This is a genomic window from Legionella fairfieldensis ATCC 49588, from assembly GCF_000621525.1.
Taxonomy (GTDB): Bacteria; Pseudomonadota; Gammaproteobacteria; order Legionellales; family Legionellaceae; genus Tatlockia; species Tatlockia fairfieldensis.
On record NZ_JHYC01000032.1, the window covers coordinates 1 to 21,633 of the forward strand.

Sequence of the window (21,633 nt, forward strand, 5' to 3'; positions counted from 1 at the left end):
GCTGAAAACACTCTTGAAAAAGTGTCATGACTTGGCACACCGTTAGGTAACTTAAAATAATTTTTTAACCAATCAATATGATGGCAACAAAAATCTTCAATTTCAGTGTAACTTTGAGCACCAGCTAATACTGAAAATAAGGCTAAGCCAATAATATCCAAAAATAAATGTTTGCGCGTACGATTTATTCGAGGATCGGGAATTTGGGAAAAAATTTCTACAAATAAACCTTCCATGATGCAACCTTTTTCAAAAAGAAGCAAATATAGCTTATAAATCAATTGAGTGGCAATTGCTTAAAATTTAGATGCGTTTACCCTGAACAAAAAATTCAAAAAAAGTACCCAATTGCCGACGAAAATGGGCTTCCAATGTCTTATTAAAAATCCCTATGAATGCCGACTCTGTGAATTAGCCTTAAATTTTACTTGACGCTTGCAAAGCCACGGTACGTAGGCATCATTAAAAATCAAGTAAAACTTAAGCCTAATTGAAATGCCAACTTGGCGGCAATTCGCGTTAATGGCTATTGTTCAGTACAAGATATACAAAGCACAATAAATAAGGGTGGAAGAGGGGCTTTTAGAGTCTCAAAAATCAGATGGGTTTATTCTGTCGCCTCTCAATTTCGATGATTTCTTCGCTAAGTTGTCGAGCCTGGCATTTTACCTGCTCTCTATTAAAACCCTCAACCATAAGACGTAATACAGGTTCCGTTCCCGATGGGCGGAGCAAAACACGACCTTCTCCTTGCAATTGTTGCGATAAAGCAGTGACCGCTTCTATAACCGCAGGATTTTCAGCCAGCAAACTAGCGTGTTCTGTTTTAATATTGATTAAGGTCTGAGGTAATAATTGAACATCAGCAGCTAATTGCTGAAGCGTTTTTTCCTGCTTCACCATACATGAGAGCACTTGCAAAGCAGCAATAATACCATCACCTGTCGTTGTTTTATCCAGGCAAACGATATGACCTGAAGACTCACCTCCAATTTTCCAGTTTTGTTCCTTTAATGCCTCCAAAACATAGCGATCGCCAACTTTTACTCGCATAAAAGGGACGTTCATCGCTGTTATTGCTTTCTCCAGACCATAATTGCTCATTAATGTTCCCACTACACCATGCAATAAACCTTTTTGGTGTCTATCTTTAGCAATAATATAGAGGATTTGATCGCCATCGATCAGATTACCGGCTGCATCTACCATAATAACCCGATCGCCATCACCATCCAGAGCAATACCTACATCCGCTCCAGTTTGTAAAACGGATTGCCGCATAACTTCCGGCGAGGTAGAACCACATTGCTGATTAATATTAAACCCATCGGGCTTATCTCCCAGAACAACAACTTCTGCACCCAGCTCGCTAAATACATTAGGCGCAATGTGATAAGTCGCCCCATTTGCACAATCGACAACGATTTTAAGACCCGATAAACGAGTTAATGAAGGAATCGTTGACTTACAAAATTCAATATAACGCCCAGGCGCATCGTTAATCCGCGTAGCTTTACCTAATTTTACCGAGGCGACTGTTTGAAGAGGCTTGTCCATTTCCGCCTCGATAGCTAACTCCAGAGTATCCGGTAATTTACTGCCGTCAGCTGAAAAAAATTTTATCCCGTTATCTTCAAACAGATTATGGGAGGCGCTAATAACAATACCGGCATTGGCCCTTAATGTCTGAGTAAGATAGGCAATGGCAGGCGTAGGCATAGGACCTAATAAACTGACATCAATACCCGCAGCAGAGAGGCCCGCTTCAAGTGCGGACTCCAGCATATAACCGGATACTCGTGTATCTTTACCAATGATTATTTTTTTACGCTGACCATTGGCAAAAACACGCCCCACGGCCCATCCTAATTTTAAGATAAATTCAGGATTAATATTGGAGAAACCAACTTGCCCTCGAATACCATCTGTACCAAAATATTTACGTTGATTCATTGCCAATCCCCACTTTATTCTTACCTGCCTCACAAATAGCATTTACCATTTCCAACGCTTGCTTTGTTTCAGCAACATCATGGGTTCTGATAATTGCCACACCCTGCAGTGCGGTGAACACTGCAACGGCCAACCCTGCGGCTAAACGTTTATTAACAGGACTATCAAGGATCATGCCAAGAGTGCTTTTACGGGAAACACCGAGCATCAAGGGTAATTGATGCTGTTGAAAACTTGTAAACTGCCCAACTATCTGTAAATTGTGTACGGGCATTTTTCCAAAACCAAAACCGGGGTCCAGAATAATATGATGGGGTTTTATCCCGGCAGCAAGACAAATCTGGATACGTTGAGTAAAAAACCTGTTAACTTCGTGGATTACACCCTGAGCATACTGCGGTTCCTTTTGCATTGTCTGTGGCTCTCCTTGCATATGCATTAAACAGACAGGCACATCCAGCTCTGCTGCTGTAACTAACGCTTCTTCGTTACGAAGCGCTGTTATATCATTAATCATCGCGGCACCTGCATAAACAGCCTCAGACATAACCTGTGGTTTAGTAGTATCAATAGAGATACAAATATCGCTTTCTGCCCGCAGTTGCTCGATTACCGGCACCACACGCTCTAATTCTTCCGCTTCATTGACCCTTGTTGCCCCTGGCCTTGAAGACTCGCCACCAATATCGATAATATCAGCGCCAGCAGCTATCATTTTACGAGCTTGCACCAGCGCATGACTTTTTTCATAATAGTAACCCCCATCAGAAAAAGAGTCCGGTGTTACATTCAGGATACCCATAATAAGGGGGCTTTGCTGTTGGTGGGCTTTTAACGGGAAGTGACTATAAAATTCACACCACTGCTTAAATTGTTCTGTATTCACAAAATCTCAGAGTAGAAAAAACCATCAAGCTGCCTGTTACCTGATGATAATGCCAATTTAATAGGAATCCATCGAAGAAAATAGGTCTGTTCTTCATGACCTGCGCTCCTCTGAGTTGACGCCACTGTATAAACACTTACTATTTTTTACAGCATACACAATACTATGTATTTAGCGTCAGCTCGCTTATGAACATTATTTTAATGTTCACCCGCAGGATGATCAACTGCTTTGCCATTAATTGTTTTTGGCTTTTTGTCTTCATCTTTTTTATCGGTGTCCACAATCCTGGATGTCCCCCAACCTTCCGGCGGTGAAGGTTCATGACCTGACATAATTTCTTTTATTTGTGCCGCATCGATTGTTTCATATTTAATCAAAGCGTCGGCCATTAAATGTAGTTTATCCATATTGGCAAGAAGAAGCTCTTTAGCCCGCTGATAATTTCTGTCGATAATTTGTCTAACTTCTTCATCGATCTGTTCCGCTGTTTTATCAGAAATTTCTTTATGCTGACTGACAGTTCTTCCCAAAAAGACTTCGCCTTCTTCCTCGCCAAAAGTAAGAGGCCCCAGACTGGATAAACCCCAGCTCGTTACCATTTTACGCGATATTTCTGTTGCTCGTGTAATATCATTGGACGCGCCTGTGGTCACACTTTCCACTCCAAAAATCAGTTCTTCAGCAATACGACCACCAAATAAACTGGATAGCTGACTTTCAAGACGACGCTTGCTATGACTATAGCGATCCTGCTCCGGTAAAAACATGGTGACGCCCAAAGCTCGACCACGAGGGATAATGGTAACCTTGTAGACTGGATCATGTTCAGGAACCAGTAACCCTACAATAGCATGACCTGCTTCGTGGTAGGCTGTTAATTTTTTTTCATTTTCATCCATAACCATTGAGCGGCGCTCTGCACCCATCATAATTTTATCTTTTGCTTTATCCAGTTCGAGCATACTTACCTTGCGCTTATTAGCACGTGCAGCAAACAAAGCGGCTTCATTAACCAGATTTGCCAAATCTGCACCCGAGAAGCCAGGAGTTCCTCTGGCTATTGGCAAAACTTCTACCTGCTTATCGATAGGCACTTTTTGTAAATGTACTTTTAGAATTTGCTCACGACCCCGAATATCGGGCAAAGGTACAACCACCTGACGGTCAAAGCGACCCGGACGCAGCAAAGCAGGATCCAGTACATCAGGACGGTTAGTAGCAGCAACTACAATAACTCCTTCATTTCCTTCAAATCCATCCATTTCTACCAGTAATTGGTTTAATGTTTGCTCCCGTTCATCGTGCCCCCCACCAAGTCCGGCACCTCGATGTCTTCCCACCGCATCGATTTCATCAATAAAGATAATGCAGGGCGCGTGCTTTTTAGCCTGTTCAAACATATCTCGGACACGAGAAGCACCTACCCCCACAAACATTTCCACAAAATCAGAACCTGAAATAGTGAAAAATGGTACTTTAGCTTCACCAGCAACCGCTTTCGCTAACAGCGTTTTACCCGTTCCAGGTGAGCCAACAAGCAGGACACCTCGTGGAATACGTCCGCCTAAATTCTGAAATTTGGAAGGATCTCGTAGAAAATCTACCAGCTCTTTAACCTCGTCTTTCGCCTCATCCACTCCAGCAACATCTGCAAAAGTAACTTTTACCTGATCTTCACCGAGAAGACGGGCACGAGAGCGGCCAAAGGACATGGCTCCTCGACCACCACCGCCCTGCATCTGCCGCATGAAGAAAATCCAGACCCCAATCAGGAGCAGCATGGGGAACCAGTTGATAAACAAGTGCAATAAAAAGCTTTCCTGTTGCTTTTCCTGGCCACTGACTTCAACCTTTGATTTTAATAATTCACCCAATAAAGCATCGTCCTGCATCGGCATATAGGTCACGAATCGACGATTGTTTTTCGTCATTCCCTTAATGACTTTATTATCTTCAATAATTACGGAATTAATCATTCCGTGATCAACTTCTTTGAGGAATTCACTATAAGATAATTTCTCCGCAGTATTATGACGCGGACCGAAATTACTGAATACAGAAACCAGCACGATTGCTATAATCAGCCATAGGAATAAATTTTTTACCATGTCGTTCAAAGCATTAACCTCGATTTGTGACGTATTTCTACGACGTTAGAACGATAAAGTTACTATAAATTATAGCCCTTCGCCAGCAAATAGGTTTCCCGTGAGCGAGAACGCGAAGCTTGAGGCTTTCGAATAATGACTCTATCAAATTGTAAACGCGCCTGCTTGACAAGCGCATCAAATCCAGCACCATGAAACATCTTCATTAACATTGATCCCCCAGGTCTTAACATTTTATTGCCAAAATCGAAAGCAAGTTCTGCCAGGTACATTGCCCGAGGAATGTCAACCACTGCTGAACCACTCATATTTGGGGCCATATCCGATAAAAGCAAGTCCACTCCACGTTCAGACACTACATTCATTAATTGTGCCAGTACTTCATCCTCACGAAAATCCCCCTGAATAAACTCCACACCTGCCAAACTGTCCATTGGCAATATGTCTAATGCTACAATAATACCATGTCCTTTCAGCTTTTCCGCTACATATTGTGCCCATCCTCCGGGAGCAGCACCCAAGTCCACCACGGTCATGCCCGGTTTTAACAATTGTTCTTTTTCATCGACTTCTTTTAATTTATAAACGGCACGGCTACGATAGCCTTCGGCCTGAGCTTTTTTAACGTAAACATCATCAAAATGTTCCTGTAACCAGCGTTTACTACTTTTGGAACGGGACATAGCAATTTCGTTAAGGAAGAGAAAACTATCATAATACTGAAATTTGCTACCTTTTCCCAGCGAAACGTGCAATAATTTACCATTTAATAGAGATAACCATTAATGGATACCACTTTCAAGCAGGCGTTAAAAGCACAAGCTCATCATTTAAAACCTGTAGTACTTTTGGGGGCGAAAGGCTTGACCCCGGCAGTTATTGAGGAAACCAATATTGCCTTACTGGCTCACGAATTAATCAAAATAAAAATTAATGGTACCGAGAAAGAAGACAGACAACTCATTGCAGCCACGCTCTGTTCTGAGCTTCAGGCCCAGCTGATACAATTAATTGGTAATATAGCCATATTATATCGTAAAAACCAGAAAGAAACAGGTTAAACCAGACGTGCCTGAGTTAATGGAAGAGCATAATGTGCCAGGTACGTGCAGAATCTGATCCTGTTTTGGATGCCTGGTTATAGCGATAAGCAAGCAGAAAAAGGCTTTTAGATCTCCCAGGCTTCTTAATTGCGTGACAGCAGAGGCAGTATTGTATACACTTTTATAAACCTGGTGCCAAATTGCCAAAGCCATCGGCGTAACATGATACAATGGCCCTAAACATGCTGGGGGCTTATGAAATTACCGTCTTTACAAATGATATTAAAACACATACCCAACGTGCTTACCTTGCTTCGCCTGGTATTGATAGCACCTTTTTTAATATTTCTTTATCATCATGAATACATCCATGCTTTTTACATGTTTTTTCTTGCAGGATTTACTGACGCTCTCGACGGCTGGTTAGCACGCCATTTTCATTGGCAAAGTCCTTTGGGTTCTTTTATTGATCCTTTGGCAGATAAATTATTGGTGGCTTCCAGCTTTATTTCCCTGGCATTGCTGGGCGAGCTTCCCTGGTGGCTCGTTATTCTGGTTTTTCTACGAGATTTAACGATTTCTGCGGGTGTAATAGCCTGGTATTGGTTTGTGCAGCGCAAGCTTGATTTTGAACCCACATGGTTAAGTAAAATTAATACTACTTTACAATTAACATTGGTGACATTTTGCCTTTTTGAACTGGCTTTTTTTGAATTTACTCCCTATCTGATTCATTCACTCATCTTCATTACCGCATTAACGACTGCAGCCACTTATGTTGATTATGTTCTAACGTGGAGCAGGAAAGCATGCTCTATTGATCCGCTTATCAAATGAACCGTCAGTTAGCTTTAACGATCCAACTTAATGAGGAAGCCACTCTCGCCGATTTTTGCTGGGAAACGAACAGGCTGTTGCAACACCAGCTTATTAATAGTCTGAATGGTCAGGGCGAGCGTTTCTTTTATCTTTGGGGAGGAACAGGGTGTGGCAAAACCCATTTGCTTCAAGCCTGCTGTCAGGCGATGGACAATGCATCGGCTATTTATTTACCTTTGCGCATACTTAAAGAATGGGGTACTGAAAGTATCGAGGGTTTAGCGGAACAACGTTTGCTTGCTATTGATGATATTGAAGCCATTGCTACAGATAAAGCCTGGGAGGAAGCTTTATTTCACCTTTACAATCGAATACGTGATAATGATAAAACTATTCTGCTTATCAGTAGCCAACAACCTCTCTCCGCCCTAACGATTCAACTGGCAGATTTGCGATCACGCCTGGCCTGGGGTTTAGTCGCGCAACTTAATGAATTAAGTGATGAATTAAAAATAAAAACCTTGCAGCAACATGCCACCAAACGTGGTTTTACTTTACCGACGAGCGTTGTTCAATTTTTGCTAAATCGTTGCACGCGCAACATGCATGATTTAAATCAGATACTCAATGATTTGGACAAAGCCTCTTTAGCTGCCCAGCGGAAAATTACGGTGCCTTTTGCTAAATCAATTCTGGGCATTTAAATTCTGATTAAATTATCAACTGGTAATTCAGGTTGTCCTGGATTATTAATCAGGAGCTTATTCGGGCCTGAATTAGTTAAACAGGGATAAAAACCATAAGGATTGCTGCCTTCAGCATTCTGATACCGGGTGACTTTTTCTGATATCTTTTTCTCGCTGCTTTTATAGATTTGATCTGCTTTCTCAGTCTTATCGAGAAAATGCTCCATATTGGTTAATAGCGTTCCCAATCTGTCTTTTTGTACTTCCACCTTTTTATCAGAACAAAATTTGTCAATTTTTTCCTGATCCAGACCCATGAAGCGACCAATAAGATTTTCTATTCCGGGTCGTTCAACAAACCAGTACACGCTAAAAGCGGCCAAACCAACCAGAACACTGACCAAAACAACAGGCCAAAAAGTAGGCACAATGGCACTGGCAAAAAATAATCCCGCAATAGCTAAAGCTACCGTTTGCCCGGCAAAGAAACCTCCACTAAAAAAGATAACACCAGCGATAGCCGCCGTAGCGTATTTGGCGACTTTCAAACTTTTATTTTCTTTTAACTCGGTTAATGTATTTCTTACTTTATCTAAATCATTATAACGCCTTATTAGCTCCCTAATGAGTGCAATATCTTCTTTAAGCTGTCGACAATCATGCGTTGTGTAACGTTTGTCGTAAGTTATGCGTAAACTTTCAATTTCTTTAACCTGCTCTAAATAAATATCCACAATTTCAGGCGTCTTCTTCAAAGCGACCCCTAGATAATTTGAAATTGCGACGAGATCAAAAGCATAAAAAACCATGATGGACAGGGCGGAAAAAAGAATTCCGGCAGCAAATGTAGCTATTACAGGCAATGAAAAAACACCTAACATAGCAGTTATGCCATCAAAACCTTCACAACCACAAAAAATTGTTCCAGCAATAGCAAGTAATATAAATTTAAGCTTGGAAAATCCATTAGTCGTTTTTCCAGTAGTCTCATCTTTTATCTGAATGGACAAAGAATTACGTAAATCTACTAAAAGTGAGGTGTACAATGATTCTAAAATATAGCGTGTCTTATTGTCTATTTTTTGATTGCTATTAAACCAATTGATAAATTCAGGGTACGTAAAAGTGGTTATATCCCCAAGAAGATTGAAAGGTGATAGATTGGTTTGTTTGAGTGAATCCATTAACTTTCGTGACCTGGAACTAAGTAATATTCTCCCAGACATATACCCCCCATAAACAAAAGTGCTATAAACTCTGACTATGATAATGATAATTTATTAACCAAATATTAAGCCAATTGAATTGATATAAAAATCAAGGCGTTATTATTTACATTTAACAGAGGATTAGTCTGAAGAAAACTAACAATATTAAATATAACGTTTGAGATAAGCTGAAATAAACCACATCCCTACACCAATGCTCAAGGTAACAATACCAATACAGGCAAAAACCTGCGTATAGATAAGCAAAGACTCCATGCCGGAAGCAACATCAACTGGAAGAGCCGTCAATGAGGCCACTGAAGCGCCCACAAAACCTGCAATCGAAGTAGTTAAAAACCACATCCCCATCACAAAGCCTGCAATTTGCGGCGGAACTAACTCAGCCACCATGGCAACACCGAGCGCTGAAACCATAAGTTCGCCTGTACTTTGAAAAAAATAACTGGCAACTAACCACCAGGACGAAACGATGCCATAACTGTCATGCGAGTATCTGGCAAAATAAAGCAGGCTAAAACTCAGACCGCAACAAAGCATCCCTGCCGCAAATTTATAAGGGATAAGAAAAGAAAAACCATGATCGTAAAGTCGTTTATAAACGCTGGCTAAAACTGGACTCATCACAATAATCCAGATTGGGTTGAGCGCCTGAAAGCTTTGTGGATTAATAGGAATACCCAGTAAGGAAGGATTAACATTGTAAACAGCAAATAAATTTAATGAAGTAGGCATTTGCTGGTAAAGAGTAAAAAACACAATTGCCTCTAACATCAGGATCAAGGCAACCAGCATCCGCATACGTCCTCTTCTTTTTTCGTGAAACAAATAGAAAAAATAAATACCTAAAACGAGAATTGTCACTAACCAGACCAGCCCCTCAGCCAATCTTACATGTTGCAATAAATACGCAGCGATAAGAGTAGCCGCAATAATCCCTCCAATTAAAAGGAACCATTGCCAGAGTGTTATTACCTTATTATCAGCAGCAGTGAATACGTTAGCCACATGCTGGCGCTGGAATAAATAATTTACCAGCCCAAGTACCAGACCAATAAAACTAAGGAAATAAGCATAGGAGTAACCATAACGCTCAGATAACGCCGGCCCCAGGAATAAGGCGACCGTCGAACCCAGGTTAATCGCCATATAATAAAGCGTAAATCCACCATGTAAGCGCGGATCATTTTCTTCATAACATTTTGCCAGCAAATTGGAGGGATTTGCTTTAAATAGTCCGTTGCCGACACAAATAAGTCCCAAAGCCAAATAGACTTGTTTTTCAGACGCGAACGTTAAGGCGAGATAACCAAGCGCAAGCGTTATTAAACCCAGTACAATAGTACGCTTTGTTCCTAAAACTTTGTCTCCCAGATAGCCACCTATGGCAACCATACCGTACACTAATGCTGAAAAAGCGCCAAAGGTAAAATAAGCCTGACTGTCGTTAAAACCCAAAAAGCGAATAAAAAATAACGTAAGAATGCCCTGAACGGTATAAAAACCAAAACGTTCCCAGATTTCCAACATAAAAATCATGGAAAATGCACGCGGCTGCTCATGAAACAAAGTCAGCATGATTTCCTTCACTTCGTGAAAGCCTTTATATAACGCTATCCTACTTTAGCTGTAAATGTAAAGTGAAATACTTTTTTTGTAATAAGCCAACGATTCATTATCTAATCCAAAGTTTGTAAGACTTATTTCTTGCCAGACCCCTCCCAAGTCAACTATATTCCTAATAATCTATAAAAAAAATAAAAACTTATGGCAAGAAAAGCCCTTTATTTAGCCGGTGGTGGTGCTCGGGGTGCTTATCAAGCAGGCGTCTTAAAAGCGTTGGGTCATATTTTGCAGATAAAAACGCTTCCCTTTGAAGTAGTAAGCGGTGTCAGTGTTGGCAGTATTAATGCCGCGATACTCGCTGAAAACGCCCATGACTTTCCCGCAGGACTTGAGAAACTTGAAGCTATCTGGTCTGAAATCAGTTGTCAGCAAATATTTAATGCCTCGAATTATGAACTCAGTAAATCAGTACTGCGTAATTTAAGTAATTTGCTTACCAAACAGCGCCAGTCAGGCCATCTTCTTGACACAACACCATTGCATGATTTTATTAGTAACAGTATCGACTTTGAGTTAATTGAAGCCAATATTATCAATAGTCATCTTGAGGCCGTTGAGGTAATTAGTCATTGCTATGAAACCGAACAGACTATTTCATTTTATCAACATGGCACTTCTTATTTTGAGGACTGGCATTATCCCCGTCACGCCAGCCAGGAAGTCACTTTATGTATGGAGCATATTCTGGCCTCCAGTGCGTTGCCTCTTTTCTTTCCCACAGTTAAAATCGATGGTTTTCATTATGGCGACGGAAGTATTGGTCTGGTTGCCCCTTTGCGTGGCGCCTTACGCTTTCAAGTAGAAAAAATTCTAATTTTAGGTACCCGCCAGATCCCCGTATTTCAAGATCCTGAGCGCTTGCGTAACGGCGATATTGGTTTTGCGAATATTTTGGGAAGCATGTTAAATGGCTTGTTTCTGGATAATCTGGATCGCGATATTGAAATGGTAAATCGCATGAATGATATCGCCTGTTTATTATCCATGTGGAAAAAGCGTCGCTCTCCCTGGCGCCCTATCCAGACCTTTCATTTAAGGCCAAGTACCAATATTGCTGTTCTTGCTCAAGCGCAATACAATGCAATGCCTGCCTTGCTTCGTTTTTTACTCAATGTATTAGGTGCGAAACATCATTCCGGTGATCTGGTCAGTTTTCTATTGTTTGAACCCGGATTTACGCGCGAGCTTATTGATCTTGGTTATCAGGATACACTGGCCGTAGCAGAAAAAGTGGAGTCATTTTTTACATAACCAAGAATTTACGCTTCAGTGTTATGATTATAAAGCAGGCGCGGAAGGACAAAATTAGAGACTATATTTTCGTGATTTTATGATTGCGTATGCTCTATAGCGGAAACAATAGCATGTTGCGGTTCAAGCCATGACAGCTATACAAGGCAATTTTCATTACCTGCATCCCAAGACGTGCCCGCAGGTTCAAGGATTGACGTACGCTCTCGATTCCACGGACAAGCTCTGAGAGATGAACACAAAAAGTAACGATAAGTATCTGTGTTATTTTGAGTCATCTGGAGGGAATGACCCAAATCAAAATCACAGAAAGTCAAATAACTTTAAATAAATCAATTACCCATGAGTTAGAGGAACTCTCAGGGACAAGCCCTGGAGCGTAGCATTCTTTTCAATTGACGCCACACGCTAACGATTACATTTTTATTTGCTCTATCCTCATGTAAACAGGAAAATCGACCTATAAAATTAGCCTCATGCTTAATTTATAGATAAATTCGCGCACGAACAAACTTGTCCTTAATCATCACCCACAGTACGTGAAGCGCGTTTACGCTCGTGCTCTTTTAATGATTTTTTACGTATACGTATCGTTTCGGGTGTAACTTCCACTAACTCATCATCATCGATAAATTCGAGTGCTTGTTCTAGCGATAGCTTGATCGGTGGCGTCAGAATAATATTTTCATCACTTCCTGATGCGCGAATATTCGTTAATTGCTTTTCTTTAGTGACATTCACAACCAGATCATTATCACGCGCATGAATACCCACGATCATACCTTCATAACAGGGAGTTTGTGGTTCGATAAACAACCGGCCACGCTCCTGCAAATTAAAGAGCGCAAAACCGCGCGCCGTACCTTGACAATTGGCAATTAAAACACCATTGTTACGTTTGCCAATACGTCCTTTCACAGCAGGACCGTAATGATCATAGACATGATAATTTAGACCTGTACCTGAAGTGCTGGATAAGAACTCTGTGTGGAATCCAATTAAGCCTCGAGTAGGAATAATATAATCAAGACGCACACGGCCTTTGCCATCTGGCAACATATTCTGCAATTCACCGCGACGTTCACCCAATTTTTCCATAATGCTACCTTGATGGCTTTCCTCTACATCCACCGTTAAACGTTCATAAGGTTCCAGCAACTCCCCTTTTTCTTCCCGCATTATGACTTCTGGCTTTGAAATGGCAAGCTCGTAACCTTCACGCCGCATGGTTTCAATAAGAATAGATAAATGGAGTTCACCTCGCCCGGAGACTCTGAATTTATCAGGATCTTCGGTATCCTCCACTTTCAGTGCCACATTATGCAGCAATTCGGTTTGCAAGCGTTCACGAATTTTACGACTGGTGACAAATTTGCCTTCCTGGCCAGCAAAAGGAGAATCATTGACCTGAAAAGTCATACTAATGGTCGGCTCGTCAACCGTCAGAGGTGGCAAGGCTTCTACCGTATTCGGATCACAAATGGTGTCGGAGATATTAAGCTGTTCTATACCCGTGATTGCAATAATATCACCAGCACGCGCTTCCTCTACTTCCACTCGCTCCAATCCTTTAAAACCAAGCAATTGCAACAAACGACCACTGCGCGAATTACCGTCTTTATCAATAATTTTAACGGGTGATTTGGCTTTAATTTGCCCACGACTAATCCGACCAATTCCGATAGTCCCTACATAAGAGGAATAATCCAGCGAACTGATTTGCATTTGGAAAGGACCTTCCGGATTTACATCGGGAGGCGCCACTTTATCAACAATAGTTTGCAACAAGGCACTCATATCGCTGGTTTGCTCCTCCAAATCCAGTCTGGCATAGCCATTGATCGCCGAAGTATAGACAACTGGAAAATCCAGTTGCTCGTCAGTCGCGCCCAGGTTATCAAACAAATCAAACACTTGATCCATAACCCAATGAGGTCGAGCGCCCGGACGATCAATTTTATTGATGACCACAATAGGTTTCAGACCACGAGCAAATGCTTTCTGAGTCACAAAGCGCGTTTGTGGCATGGGGCCATCCACAGCATCGACCAATAGTAATACACTGTCTACCATGGATAAAATACGTTCAACCTCGCCACCAAAATCAGCATGGCCCGGCGTGTCAACGATGTTAATTTGATACCCATGCCAATGAACACAGGTATTTTTAGCAAGAATGGTTATACCGCGTTCTTTTTCCAAATCATTGGAGTCCATCACGCGTTCAACTTTTGGCGCCCGCTCATTCAAGGTACCGGTCTGTTGCAATAACTTGTCTACTAAAGTAGTTTTGCCATGATCGACGTGAGCAATAATGGCGACATTTCGAATTTTTTCAATCATAAATGACCTATGTGATGATAAAGCGGGACTACAGAGCTTTTAAGCAATGATGTAAAAGCGGAGTACGTGCTTACGGGTTGGTTATTATACATGGATTATTTAATAAATCCTATGCCAAACAAACGGGACACCCATACAAAAGGTGATGACATAGAATAAAGTCTTTTTGAAAACATGTTCTTCTTTAATAAAAAGGGTAATAAACGTTAATGCAATAATTCCAGGATAAGTCAATTGAAGGATCGGCGCTAAAAAGGCCGCAATGCCTTTAAAATCCAATAGTGAAATAATAAAAGACGACCCCGTCGTAGCTAACAACACGAGAGAAAATTGATTAGACGTTAATTTTAATGCCGTACAAAGATAACGGGCATAAAGATTGTTTAAAGCAACAGCCGTGGTCAGACAGGAAAAAAACATCGCAATGCCAATAAACAGCGCGGCATGATTCCCCATAACCTGAGTAGCAATACGAGGAAGCATCAGCTCAGGTGTCGTATGGCCAAGCAAAAACGAATAATGCGAACCAAGAAAAACAAAACCAAGATAGATGCAGGCCAGCAAAATAGCGCCAATAAGGCTGGGCTTTATAGCGAATAAAAGTATTTGCCGATTATTCGCATGAGGGAACTGTTGTTGAATTTGCGTAAATATCAGGGCTGAAAAAAAGAAGGCAGCAAATAAATCCATGGTTTGATAGCCTGTAATGAAACCCTGCATAAAAGCAGGATTTAAAGCAGGTGTTTCTGTCGGAGCAGGTGCCTTGATAACTGCAATACTAATTAAAATAAGCAATGTGATCAGCAACACAGGACTCATCCATTGACCAAGAATTTTGATCATTACCTTATCGTTTAAACAAAAGAAAAAAGTGATCGTGCAAAAGATAAAACTAAATACACCCAAGGTTAGATTGGGCAAAAAATAACTAAAACTGCCGAAAGCCACTGTTATACAACGAGGCACCACGCCAAAAGAACCAAGCAGAGAGAGCATTAGCAGAGGCAGTAAAGTGCCTGCCAATTTTCCGGCGCCAGAAAAAAAAGCATGATAATTTCCCTGATATAATTTAATTACAAAAAGCCCCATTAATGGTAATAAAATCCCTGTCAGGAACAGTCCCACAAAGCCTGTTAACCAGCTTGTGCCTGCTGTGTAGCCAATTTGCAGGGGAAAAACCAGATTACCCGAGCCAAAAAACATCGCAAAAATCGCGAAACCATAAATTAAAATAGATTTGTATTGCTGCATGATTGTATATCAGAAATTATTGCAATAATTTTCTTATACACACTGCAAATTTATTTTGCAATGCTTATAAAAAAGATTCTGGGTTGGTAGTCATTTAAAAGTGAGTTTCTACTATACTATCAGTTTCTTTTAACCCTATAGCCAGAGGATTATGTCTCGCCAATATTATTTTTGTCTGGATGAATCACAATCACCCACGTACTTTAATTTAAAGCGTTATTTACAAAAAAGAGGCTGGCGCTCCTGTTATTTTAATGGGCAGGCTGATTTTAGTGAACAGAATTTTCAATTTCATCAAAAGGCCGCTGAACATCTTGAATTCAAGCATTTATTAAGTGATTTGATGGCATGCTATTGCCCGCAAATTATGCCTTTGACTTATTGTATTAATGATAAAAACTGGCCTCTTATTCTGGAGCAGTTAACTCATGATTTTTATAAACAAAATGAATTAAGGCAAAATCAACTTGATCCTGTAGTTTGGATTTTAAAGCCGGCATTATTGAATAATGGCCAGGGAATTAAAATTTTCCAACAGCCTGACGAATTAGAACAGCATTTCCTTTGCTCTCAGCGTTTAGGGGGCGAACACGTTTTACAACGTTATATTACTAATCCTCATCTGCTTAGAGAACACCATAAATACAGTATTCGTATGTTTGTTGTCATTACCAATTATGCGGGAGCTTATCTTTATCCGCAGGGTTATATGAATGTCGCGCTGCATCCCTTTACTGCTCATGATTTTTCTGACTTACGCTCTCATTTAACCAATGAGCATTTGCAGGACGATACTGAAAACGTTATTCAAATTCCTTCTCAACGATTTACTTTCTTTGCCTCCCTTTATCCGCAGATAAAAACCAGGGTGACCACTGTAATCAAGAATTTACAATATCTCTACCCGGAAGCTTTTATCTGCAATAACCACCGTACTCTGGCTATTTTTGGTTTTGATTTTATGGTTGATAATGAAGGTCAATTGTGGTTTTTGGAAGCGAATCATGGTCCTTGTTTTCCAATCAGCGAAGAACACCCGCTACAAAATTACTTATACCATAAGTTTTGGCAAGCATTTGTCGCGGATTTCGTCATTCCTATTGCGCGTCGCTCCAATGAGAGAGGACAATTTTTTGACGCACTGATAATTCAATAACAGATAACCCGATTATAACTACGAACAGGCTGCGTTCAGGCGCTCAAAATAGCCCCTGTTTTGGCTCAATCTGGCGAAATGTCCACACCCCTTCATTTATTTTGGTATATCGTTTGCTACACTAAAATTAGAATGAAGGAAAAGGGGCATATTATGAAGCGGTTAATTTTGCATCCTACCGAAATAAGTCAATGGCATGCACTAGTCAATGAAGCGCAAGCCTCCACTCATTTGATATTGGGTGAAAATACAGAAAGTTACCTTGTTTTTCTCCTAATGCGTTTCTCTCAAGGACCTAAACTGATTGAATCGGTTATTGCTCTTGATTTTCTTGATTCCATGCAAGCCCGAGGGAAGCACCAGGTAGAGCTTTTACGGGAGGTTGGTGATAAAAGCCTTCTTTTCTGCGGGCTTTTTCCTGGTATGGCCGCCAAACGCCGGGTTAGTCTGGATTATTTTGCGGATATGGGACAGGCAGCCTATTTAACGGTCGGTGAACTGCATGAAAAGGAACAGGCCGATTTATATTTTCAACTCAGCGCAAAATTTTTAACGTTACAGCAAATATTACGTGCGATGCGAGGTGAGTTTCTCCAGAATTCATTCAGTGCTAATTCTATTGTATATTCCAGGGATCTGCCTTTGCAGTGAATTTATAAATCAATCGATCTTATTTTAATAAATATTGTGTATAATATAGTACATTTAGATGTATTAAGAGAAAATAATGCCTGGCAAAGAACCGATATTGATCGATGTGATGAATCTGCAAAATAATTCAGAGCACCAACAGATTTTTAGTCATTTTCTGAAGCAACAGTTACATAAGGAGCAACAATTAGATTCAGAAACCCGTATTAAATTTGGCAAAAAACTGAATAGTCAAGGTAATCTCGTAATTTATAATCAAAATACCGCTCAACCGTTTAGTCTCAGTCATTCTATTTTAGTTTTCCCAAAATATAATGGCTATGCATTGCAAATTTTATCTAAAAATAGCGATAAAAATTATAATTTTGATGAAAAAAGAAAGCGTTATGATAAAAGCTCTAATGGTTCGATTATAAGGACAAAAGAACTTTATTGGGATGGTACTGAAATACAATTTTCTTATAATACTCGTGTTATTAAAAAAATAAGATTTAGACACGATTCTTTAGTAGATAAAAAAAATTTTTTTGCAGCACAAAAAGCACACGCAGAGAAAGAAATCAGGTTAATGCAACGAATTCCCTCCCTGGATTATCAAAGCTCGGTAATAACGAAAAAAGCTGCTTATATTAATATGGCAAAAATTCCCGGTAAAACTTTAAAGACCCTATTACTTACTGATCAATATGGGCATCAAGTGCTTGATATCTGGGAGCGTTTTGAAATTACAATAAATATGTTGGAAAAATTAAATGAAATCCATCAACAAGGTATGATACATGCTGATATTCATGATGAAAATATAATAATCGATTTAGACAGAAATCTGGCCCATTTAATTGATTTTGGCTTTGCACAGGAAATAGCATCTGGAAAGAAAAAAGCGGATACTGCATTTCTCAATGATACTTATGATAATGATGTTAAAAATATGCTTGGTTTATTAACAAGATTATGGAATTTGAGCGACTTTGTTAAATTACCAGATGAAGAAAAAAATGATATAAAAGCAGCGTTGAGCAAAGCGACTATGAAAAATGCTGAACATGAAGAATTATCTGCTATTGAAACATTACATGCATTTAAAAAAATTTATGATAATTGGTTAAAAAATCAACATCCACCTCTCGATCTTCATTCTCTGCGTGATAATAAAATAATGGAGCGTAGAAAACATACACGGCAGCTATTTCTTGATAGTATTAATTTTGATAACTATATAGACATTTTTAGAGAAAAAGCGGCTGAAATGAATAAAAAAAATAATAATCCTCTTTATGCACAAGCAGCCAAAGAGGCGACTATTTTATGTGAAAAACTGGTCGCAGAAAAGGTAACATTTTTACAGGTTGAGCATACCAGTCAAGCAAAAAAAGCGTTTAAAGCACAATGTCTAATAGCTATTAATGAAGCTACCACTCTACATAAACATGATGATTGGCATGCAGTAATAAAGGAATTTTTATTGCGAATGCTTTCTTTTTTGACCTGCGGATTAAGTGAAACAAAGCTAGGATTGTTTACGAAGCCAAATCCCGTTAAACCATTGAATGAGTTAGAAATGACCATAAAAAATCAGATTCGTTGATATCTATTCTCTGCTCAAAAGAATAATTAGGGCCTGACCCTCACCTCTTGAGCAGAGTGCATAAGTTTATTGACGAAACAACATCGCCATGTCAATAGCATCATAGCTATAGTGTTTATTGCAAAAATCACAGCCAATTTCTATTTTTCCTCTTTCTTTCAGAAGATTATTAGCCTCTTTCTCACCCAAAACTCTTAAAATCTCCTTCATTTTGGCTTCATTGCATCGACATTGAAAGCGTACGCTACGACGTTCAAATAAACGCAATTCGGTTTCGTGATATAATCGATGTAAAAGCGCTTCATTATCCAGATCTAATAATTCTTCTTCTCGAACGGTCTGACCCAGTTGCACTGCGTACTCCCAAAATTGTTCTCGTTGCATACTGTCCTGACCTGGCATTAATTGCAATAACATGCCGGCCGCTCTCTCGTCTCCTACCGCCAGCCATACTTTTGTTGCCACCTGTTCAGATTGAGCAAAATAGTGCATCAAATTTTCACTCATCGATGTGGACTGAATAGGCACTATACTTTGGTACGCTTGTGTTTGATTATATTGATTAATGGTTAAGACCATGCGCCCTTTTATAAAAGCTTCAGCATAATCCTGAGTTTCCAGGTTTTCCTGATAAGCAGCGAGACCTCGCAGGGACAATTGATTATCACATTGGATAAGCAGTAGAGGAAAACGTTTATCACCTTGAAACTGTAAACTTAATTCTCCTTCAAATTTAACACTGCCTGTTAAAAGCAGACAGGAAGCCAGTGCCTCTCCGAGTAAATATTTGATCATGGGCGGATAAGGATGTTGATTGATTATCGCTTGGTAACTATCTTGTATATGAACTATCTGGCCACGAATATTAGCGTGTTCAAACATAAAGGGCTGTAGAGAATCGGTCTGTTTCATTGTAAACCTTGTAAACCCGTCAGTAGAGGGAAAATAAAAAGCAATGCTTTATTCTAGCATAAAGTAGATTGCCTGCTTGCCTTTAGCGCGCGATAATGTCCCTTTTTTAGACGGAAAGACAATATGCTTAATCCTCAACAAATGGCAGCAGTGAAATACATCGAGGGGCCATTGTTGGTATTGGCGGGAGCCGGAAGTGGTAAAACCCGGGTTATCACTCAGAAAATAGCATACCTTATTGAGCAGTGCGGCTATGCGGCCAATACGGTTTGCGCTGTCACGTTTACGAATAAAGCGGCCAATGAAATGCGTACTCGCATCGCCTCTGTGTTATCTGCCAATTATCGAAGAGGTTTAAAAGTTGCGACGTTTCATACTCTTGGTTTAAGCATCATTAAACGCAACCCGGCGCTATGTTCTTTAAAACCCGGTTTTTCTGTGTTTGACAGTGAAGATTGTCTTCAACTGTTACGTCACTTTCTGCCGGCAGGCAAGGCCCGTGACAGGGATTATCTGATGCAGGTACAACAGCAAATTTCGCGATGGAAAAATGAGCTACATGAACCTGAGATGGTGATGAACAGCTCCCCTGACTCACCAATCCATGAGGAAGTAGCACAACTTTATCCACGGTATCAACAGGCGTTACAAGCTTATAATGCGGTAGATTTTGATGATCTGATACGTTTACCCGTTTGTATTTTAACCAATAACGCTGACATTCTCGTGTATTGGCAAAACAAAATCCGCCATTTATTGGTGGATGAATATCAGGATTCCAACACCAGTCAATACCAATTGGTCAAGTTGCTTACAGGGATTCGCGCCCATTTCACCGTTGTTGGTGACGATGATCAGTCCATTTACGCCTGGCGTGGGGCAAAACCTGAAAATCTGGCGCAGTTACAACGGGATTACCCGCAATTGAAACTCATAAAACTGGAACAAAATTATCGTTCGACCAGCCGAATTCTTCATGTAGCCAATCATTTAATTGCCAATAATACGCATTTATTCAATAAAAAATTATGGAGTGATTTAGGTTATGGCGAGATGTTGCGCGTTCTTTGTTGTAAGGATGAAAACGATGAGGCAGAACAAGTAGTCGCTGATTTGATTAGCCACAAATTACGCTATCGAAATCATTATGGTGATTATGCGATTTTATACCGTGGCAATCATCAATCCCGTGTGTTTGAGAAGGTATTACGTCATCATGGTATTGCTTACCGTATTAGCGGCGGCGTGTCGTGGTTTGCGCGTGCCGAAGTCAAAGATATTTTCGCCTACCTTAAATTACTTTGTAATGAAGCTGATGATGCCGCTTTTTTAAGAGTAATCAATACACCTAAACGAGGAATTGGTGAAACCAGCCTCTCTTCCCTGGGGTATTACGCGCAAAAAAGAGGCCAAAGTCTTTATGCTTGTGCTGATCATCTGGCACTTAGCGAACAACTGGCTGACAAACCCCGCCTTGCTCTGCAATCGTTCAAGAACTGGCTTCAACAAATTAAAGCCCGTACGCAAACAGAAACTGTAGTCAATGTGCTGCGGGACATGGTTGAAGAGAGCGGTTATGAAGCTTATATTTATGAGCAATGCGATACACCAGCCAAAGCGCAAAAACGCATGGATAATGTCTGGGAACTGGTGGAATGGGTAGGACGTTTATTAGCTAAAGAGCCTGAGCAACAACTCTCTGATGTCATCAACAAATTAATTTTAATTGATATCCTGGAGCAGGCTGAGGAACCTGATACAGAAACAGTCCAGTTAATGACTTTGCATGCGTCAAAAGGTTTGGAGTTTCCCTATATTTATTTTGTGGGTATGGAGGAAGAATTGTTACCTCACCGGGTCAGTATTGATGAAGATCAGATTGAAGAGGAACGCCGCCTTGCTTACGTGGGTATTACCCGAGCGCAAAAAGGTTTATGTTTTACTTTGGCCAGACAACGTCGGCGTGCCGGAGAGTTACAGGATTGCCAACCCAGCCGTTTTCTCAATGAATTACCACAGGATAGTCTGGAATGGTTTGGTAAAACAGGAGAAGCCAATGAGACAAAGTCCAAAGCATTGGCACAGTCGCACCTGGCTGGTTTGAAAAATCTGTTAGTGGGAGAATAAAGCC

At 40.4% G+C, this 21,633-nt stretch carries 18 protein-coding genes; 8 read left to right on the top strand and 10 right to left on the bottom strand.

The genetic code is table 11. From position 1 onward, the window contains the following. The 5 genes from T345_RS0109335 to rlmE form a co-directional block, all read right to left on the bottom strand. Positions 1–236: transposase family protein (locus tag T345_RS0109335; protein WP_028389118.1), on the bottom strand; the 236-nt coding region annotated here is incomplete at its 3' end. Positions 237–597: 361 nt separating this feature from the next. Then, the gene (glmM, locus tag T345_RS0109340) at positions 598–1,953 is read right to left on the bottom strand and encodes a phosphoglucosamine mutase (protein ID WP_028389119.1); all 1,356 of its coding nucleotides are present in this window, start codon (positions 1,951–1,953) and stop codon (positions 598–600) included. Then, positions 1,940–2,839: a dihydropteroate synthase gene (folP, locus tag T345_RS0109345; protein ID WP_028389120.1), complete on the bottom strand. Its 900-nt coding sequence runs from the start codon at positions 2,837–2,839 to the stop codon at positions 1,940–1,942. The genes glmM and folP overlap by 14 nt, the downstream gene beginning before the upstream one ends. A gap of 200 nt (positions 2,840–3,039) precedes the next feature. Further along, positions 3,040–4,950: an ATP-dependent zinc metalloprotease FtsH gene (gene ftsH, locus T345_RS0109350; protein ID WP_035918667.1), complete on the bottom strand. Its 1,911-nt coding sequence runs from the start codon at positions 4,948–4,950 to the stop codon at positions 3,040–3,042. A gap of 62 nt (positions 4,951–5,012) precedes the next feature. Beyond that, a complete protein-coding gene (gene rlmE / locus T345_RS0109355) occupies positions 5,013–5,633 on the bottom strand; it encodes a 23S rRNA (uridine(2552)-2'-O)-methyltransferase RlmE (protein ID WP_028389122.1) in 621 nt (206 codons plus the stop codon). 102 nt (positions 5,634–5,735) lie between these two features. Between rlmE and yhbY the strand changes: the two genes are divergently transcribed. The 3 genes from yhbY to hda all read left to right on the top strand — a co-directional run bounded on the left by yhbY (position 5,736) and on the right by hda (position 7,516). After that, positions 5,736–6,011, top strand: coding sequence for a ribosome assembly RNA-binding protein YhbY (gene yhbY / locus T345_RS0109360; protein ID WP_028389123.1), 276 nt, complete (start codon positions 5,736–5,738; stop codon positions 6,009–6,011). Positions 6,012–6,269: 258 nt separating this feature from the next. Then, positions 6,270–6,830 (top strand): CDP-alcohol phosphatidyltransferase family protein, encoded by a 561-nt coding sequence (locus T345_RS0109365; protein WP_028389124.1) that lies wholly within the window; start codon positions 6,270–6,272, stop codon positions 6,828–6,830. Beyond that, positions 6,827–7,516: a DnaA regulatory inactivator Hda gene (gene hda / locus T345_RS0109370; protein WP_028389125.1), complete on the top strand. Its 690-nt coding sequence runs from the start codon at positions 6,827–6,829 to the stop codon at positions 7,514–7,516. The genes T345_RS0109365 and hda overlap by 4 nt, the downstream gene beginning before the upstream one ends. Here hda and T345_RS14005 read toward each other — a convergent pair. Both T345_RS14005 and T345_RS0109380 read right to left on the bottom strand, forming a co-directional pair. Further along, positions 7,513–8,682, bottom strand: a complete 1,170-nt coding sequence (locus T345_RS14005) for a hypothetical protein (RefSeq protein ID WP_051555220.1) — start codon at positions 8,680–8,682, stop codon at positions 7,513–7,515. The genes hda and T345_RS14005 overlap by 4 nt on opposite strands. A 189-nt stretch (positions 8,683–8,871) precedes the next feature. Next, entirely contained in the window at positions 8,872–10,302 is a 1,431-nt protein-coding gene (locus T345_RS0109380; protein ID WP_028389126.1) for an oligopeptide:H+ symporter, read from the bottom strand. Positions 10,303–10,491: 189 nt separating this feature from the next. Between T345_RS0109380 and T345_RS0109385 the strand changes: the two genes are divergently transcribed. Then, positions 10,492–11,601, top strand: a complete 1,110-nt coding sequence (locus tag T345_RS0109385; RefSeq protein WP_028389127.1) for a patatin-like phospholipase family protein — start codon at positions 10,492–10,494, stop codon at positions 11,599–11,601. A gap of 519 nt (positions 11,602–12,120) precedes the next feature. Here the strand turns inward: T345_RS0109385 and typA are convergent. Next, positions 12,121–13,944 carry a translational GTPase TypA gene (typA, locus tag T345_RS0109390; RefSeq protein WP_028389128.1) on the bottom strand — a complete coding sequence of 608 codons (1,824 nt, stop codon included), beginning with the start codon at positions 13,942–13,944 and terminating at the stop codon, positions 12,121–12,123. A 99-nt stretch (positions 13,945–14,043) separates the two neighbouring features. Beyond that, on the bottom strand, positions 14,044–15,195 hold the full coding sequence (locus T345_RS0109395) for a branched-chain amino acid transport system II carrier protein (RefSeq protein ID WP_028389129.1): 1,152 nt from the start codon (positions 15,193–15,195) through the stop codon (positions 14,044–14,046). Positions 15,196–15,346: 151 nt separating this feature from the next. Here T345_RS0109395 and T345_RS14010 point away from each other — a divergent pair, with 151 nt between their 5' ends. From T345_RS14010 to T345_RS0109410, 3 genes are all read left to right on the top strand, one after another. Beyond that, positions 15,347–16,351 carry a YheC/YheD family protein gene (locus tag T345_RS14010; protein WP_051555221.1) on the top strand — a complete coding sequence of 335 codons (1,005 nt, stop codon included), beginning with the start codon at positions 15,347–15,349 and terminating at the stop codon, positions 16,349–16,351. 153 nt (positions 16,352–16,504) lie between these two features. Beyond that, entirely contained in the window at positions 16,505–17,002 is a 498-nt protein-coding gene (locus T345_RS0109405; RefSeq protein ID WP_028389130.1) for a hypothetical protein, read from the top strand. 76 nt (positions 17,003–17,078) lie between these two features. Continuing rightward, positions 17,079–18,590, top strand: coding sequence for a protein kinase domain-containing protein (locus T345_RS0109410; RefSeq protein WP_028389131.1), 1,512 nt, complete (start codon positions 17,079–17,081; stop codon positions 18,588–18,590). Between the two features lie 66 nt (positions 18,591–18,656). Here the strand turns inward: T345_RS0109410 and hslO are convergent, their stop codons facing one another. Next, positions 18,657–19,502, bottom strand: a complete 846-nt coding sequence (gene hslO / locus T345_RS0109415) for an Hsp33 family molecular chaperone HslO (protein ID WP_028389132.1) — start codon at positions 19,500–19,502, stop codon at positions 18,657–18,659. Positions 19,503–19,625: 123 nt separating this feature from the next. On the opposite strand from hslO, the gene T345_RS0109420 reads away from it, so the two are divergent. Further along, complete coding sequence (locus T345_RS0109420; protein WP_028389133.1) at positions 19,626–21,629, top strand: UvrD-helicase domain-containing protein; 2,004 nt, start codon at positions 19,626–19,628, stop codon at positions 21,627–21,629. Positions 21,630–21,633 lie beyond the last annotated feature (4 nt).

Bases quoted from the DNA above. Each gene is read 5' to 3' on its own strand.
- glmM (WP_028389119.1), bottom strand. From the start codon at position 1,953: ATGAATCAACGTAAATATTTTGGTACAGATGGTATTCGAGGGCAAGTT.
- ftsH (WP_035918667.1), bottom strand. From the start codon at position 4,950: ATGGTAAAAAATTTATTCCTATGGCTGATTATAGCAATCGTGCTGGTT.
- rlmE (WP_028389122.1), bottom strand. From the start codon at position 5,633: ATGTCCCGTTCCAAAAGTAGTAAACGCTGGTTACAGGAACATTTTGAT.
- yhbY (WP_028389123.1), top strand. From the start codon at position 5,736: ATGGATACCACTTTCAAGCAGGCGTTAAAAGCACAAGCTCATCATTTA.
- T345_RS0109365 (WP_028389124.1), top strand. From the start codon at position 6,270: ATGATATTAAAACACATACCCAACGTGCTTACCTTGCTTCGCCTGGTA.
- hda (WP_028389125.1), top strand. From the start codon at position 6,827: ATGAACCGTCAGTTAGCTTTAACGATCCAACTTAATGAGGAAGCCACT.
- T345_RS14005 (WP_051555220.1), bottom strand. From the start codon at position 8,682: ATGGATTCACTCAAACAAACCAATCTATCACCTTTCAATCTTCTTGGG.
- T345_RS0109380 (WP_028389126.1), bottom strand. From the start codon at position 10,302: ATGCTGACTTTGTTTCATGAGCAGCCGCGTGCATTTTCCATGATTTTT.
- T345_RS0109385 (WP_028389127.1), top strand. From the start codon at position 10,492: ATGGCAAGAAAAGCCCTTTATTTAGCCGGTGGTGGTGCTCGGGGTGCT.
- typA (WP_028389128.1), bottom strand. From the start codon at position 13,944: ATGATTGAAAAAATTCGAAATGTCGCCATTATTGCTCACGTCGATCAT.
- T345_RS0109395 (WP_028389129.1), bottom strand. From the start codon at position 15,195: ATGCAGCAATACAAATCTATTTTAATTTATGGTTTCGCGATTTTTGCG.
- T345_RS14010 (WP_051555221.1), top strand. From the start codon at position 15,347: ATGTCTCGCCAATATTATTTTTGTCTGGATGAATCACAATCACCCACG.
- T345_RS0109405 (WP_028389130.1), top strand. From the start codon at position 16,505: ATGAAGCGGTTAATTTTGCATCCTACCGAAATAAGTCAATGGCATGCA.
- T345_RS0109410 (WP_028389131.1), top strand. From the start codon at position 17,079: ATGCCTGGCAAAGAACCGATATTGATCGATGTGATGAATCTGCAAAAT.
- hslO (WP_028389132.1), bottom strand. From the start codon at position 19,502: ATGAAACAGACCGATTCTCTACAGCCCTTTATGTTTGAACACGCTAAT.
- T345_RS0109420 (WP_028389133.1), top strand. From the start codon at position 19,626: ATGCTTAATCCTCAACAAATGGCAGCAGTGAAATACATCGAGGGGCCA.